At 52.3% G+C, this 3,072-nt stretch carries 2 protein-coding genes and 1 pseudogene; 2 read left to right on the top strand and 1 reads right to left on the bottom strand.

The features are described 5' to 3' along the window. Nucleotides 1-72 precede the first annotated feature (72 nt). A pseudogene (locus tag GOX01_RS13285) lies at nucleotides 73-862 on the top strand (IS630 family transposase); the annotation flags it as partial. Nucleotides 863-958: 96 nt separating this feature from the next. Here the strand turns inward: GOX01_RS13285 and GOX01_RS12495 are convergent. Next, nucleotides 959-2,062 carry a Fic family protein gene (locus tag GOX01_RS12495; RefSeq protein WP_011252927.1) on the bottom strand — a complete coding sequence of 368 codons (1,104 nt, stop codon included), beginning with the start codon at nucleotides 2,060-2,062 and terminating at the stop codon, nucleotides 959-961. A 427-nt stretch (nucleotides 2,063-2,489) separates the two neighbouring features. Here GOX01_RS12495 and GOX01_RS12490 point away from each other — a divergent pair. After that, nucleotides 2,490-3,072, top strand: a 583-nt coding sequence (locus GOX01_RS12490; RefSeq protein WP_024716995.1) for a DUF6538 domain-containing protein, incomplete at its 3' end; no start/stop codon positions are given.

Below are 3,072 nucleotides of genomic sequence, written 5' to 3'. Positions count from 1 at the left end.
CCACGTGAAAATATCACACCATCAAATCCCGGGACCAAACACATAGGCGATCATTGGCCCGTTTCTGCCGCCAAGCCGCGTGGCGGGGACCGCCTGTCACACAGGATCGAGGCGCAGGCAGGGCGTATCCATGCCCTGATCGCCGAGAAGGACGATCTGACCCTGGCCGAAATCCGCGCCCGACTGGCTGATAACGGGCATCACTTCGCGATCGGCATGCTGTGGCGTTTCTTCGCACGTCACCGGATCACATGAAAAAAAGACCGCTCACGCGGCGGAGCAGGACCGGCCGGACATCCTGACACGACGACAGGACTGGTTCGATGCCCAGCCCGATTTCGATCCGGCGCGGCTGGTTTTCATCGACGAAACCTGGGCCTCCACGAATATGGCCCGGCGCTACGGGTGGTGTTTGCGTGACCAAAAACTGCGCTCCGCCGTACCGCATGGTCATTGGAAAACCACGACGTTCATCGCCGGGTTGCGACTGACCGGCATCGTGGCGCCCATGGTGCTGGATAGTCCGATCAACGGCCGCAGCTTCCAGACCTATGTTGATCGTATCCTTGTGCCCGACCTACGACCCGGCGACATCGTCATCATGGACAATCTCGGCTCGCACAAGGGCCCGGGCGTTTAGGTCGCGATCGAAGCGGTAAGCGCGACCGTGCGCTATCTCCCGCCCTACGGCCCCGATTTCAATCCCATCGAAAAAGCCTTTTCCAAACTCAAGGCCCATCTCCGCAAAGTCGCAGAACGCACACGTGATGCTCTGTGGGACAGGATCGGCACACTGATCGATCAGATCTCACCAAAAGAATGCGCAAACTTCTTCACCGCCGCTGGATATGAGCCAGATTGAGAAGAAAATGCTCTAGGCCATGAGCGCAAAAAAAAGGGGGGGGGGGGCACATCAACAGCTTTCGCCAGGATCTGCTGATCCACGGAATCCTGCCGCTTACCCGAGACAAAGGAAGTACCGAGCATATCGGTTTTCTCCCGTCCGATTGAGAGCAGCAAGTGCCACAAGATCGGCGAGATCGCGCGTTGTCGTTGCAGACGTTGCTCCTGTAATGGAGCGATAGTTTTGCGCACTCAGGCCGCCTTGGAAGCCATCAGGGCCTTCTGCCAACATCCGCAGGAGCACCTTTTCCTGTCGTGCGTTCAGTTTTCCGCGTAAGCGATCCAGAAACCGCGTTTTCTCAATCAGGAACCGAATGTTCTGAAGCGTTCGGGATTGCGCTTCCAGAACCACTTGCGAGAACCAAACCATCCACTCATCCACCTGATTGGTTTCACTGGCCCGGTGAAGTTCGAGGTAATAGGTTTTCTTGTGTGCATTGATAGTCGCGGCCAACGCCGTGAGCGTCGGGGCCTCAAGACTTTGCGCCAATGCTTTTTCAGCAATGGCCCGTCCAATACGGCCATTGCCATCTTCGAAGGGATGGATGGTCTCAAACCACAGATGCACAATCGCAGCGCGCTCTACGGCATGCAAAGGCTCAGCCCCGCCTGGAGCTGTCCTGTTAAACCAGTCAATAAACTGCGCCATCTCCGCAGGTACCCGCTGAGATGGCGGGGCCTCAAAATGGATGTGCGGTGCATGGATGGGGCCGGAGATAATCTGCATTGCTTCAGTATGCGTCCGATACCTACCAATGACGTCCAGATCACGCCGACCATTCATCAACATGGCATGCCAGTCGAACAGATTTTGGTCTGTTAAAGGGGCCGCATAATGACGATAGAGATCAGCCATCAACTCAGAAGCCCCGGCTTCAGCTGGCGTAGAACGCCGCCTGTCTGCGGCAAAACCTAACTGTCGGGCAATTGACGACTGCACGCTGGCCCGATCAAGAATCTCGCCCTCTATGGCGGAACTCTCAACCATTTCTTGCGACATAAGCTGCACGACGAGTTGCTGATTGGCGTCTTTGTCCAGATGCTGCATCGCACCGACAACCACGCCGGAACCTTTCAGGAACTGCGCCTCAGCGTCTCGCAAGCGGTTTTTCTCAAACTGAAAATGCGGCCAATCCGGACGCTGCCAGTTCCAACGCATGATCGATATCCCAATATTCTATCGATCATATTATCGGGTTTTTATGATTGATAGAAGCCAAATTTATCAATCAGCCGGCATATCGGACTGTCCCACATATAAACCCTGAGTAACCTACAGCATCCCGGAACGATAACGGAACGGTATGCTCCGCCTCTTTCTTTCAACATGGCCAGCATAACAGAAGCCTTGACGGACCTCATATTTTCTCCAATCCTGTTCCCCATATTGTTCACTTAGAAGAGCGTCATATCCGCAGTTTTCTGCCGAAATGGAGACACTCCCAACACCCAGAAAATGTTGCGGAGCAGGTTCGAGTCCCGCAGCTCGCACCACTATAAGCATATGAAAACATTGGGTTTTTCAGGTTATCCACAACCTGAGACCCGTGCTTTGCTACACAGGTCTGCTACACACGGACCGCAACATGCTCATCCGTAGAGCCTCTGGGTACTCTTTCAGACAACGGGTTCCTGATGGGATTCGCAATTTCATCGGAAAAAATGAGATTTGGGTATCTCTGGATACCAATGACAAACCCATTGCAAAAAATCGTGCTTATGCGATTTGTGGATTGACAAATAAATTATTTTCAAGGTTGAAAATCGTGTCTAATGAACTTTGCGGGCAAAGTTTTGAACTCGCTCAAAGTGCCAATGATACAATCAGGGATATCATTGATGAGCGGTTCAAGCCTCTGTTCGATACCATCATATCACCATACGAAGCAGAGCTATCAAACCTGAAATCTCAGTACCAAGTGATGAATGCGGAACATTTATTGGCACGCTTGGAACAGGATGATGCTTTCCTAAAATTTGCAGATAATGCCAATTCAGAAATCGGGAAGATTCAGGAACTGATGAGGCAGGTTCCTGATTTGGATATTAGAGCCAAGATGTCCGATATCTTGGGGCATTTCAACAATATTGAATCATGGACAAAACCCAAGGAACCCCAAAAATCTCCCCTATTCAGGGAGGCATCCGAAGCGTTCATATTAGGTGTTT

The organism is Gluconobacter oxydans, from assembly GCF_006539685.1.
Lineage (GTDB): Bacteria > Pseudomonadota > Alphaproteobacteria > Acetobacterales > Acetobacteraceae > Gluconobacter > Gluconobacter oxydans.
The sequence above is the reverse complement of the archived record's forward strand: the minus strand, read 5'-3'. Positions and strand labels throughout refer to the sequence as shown.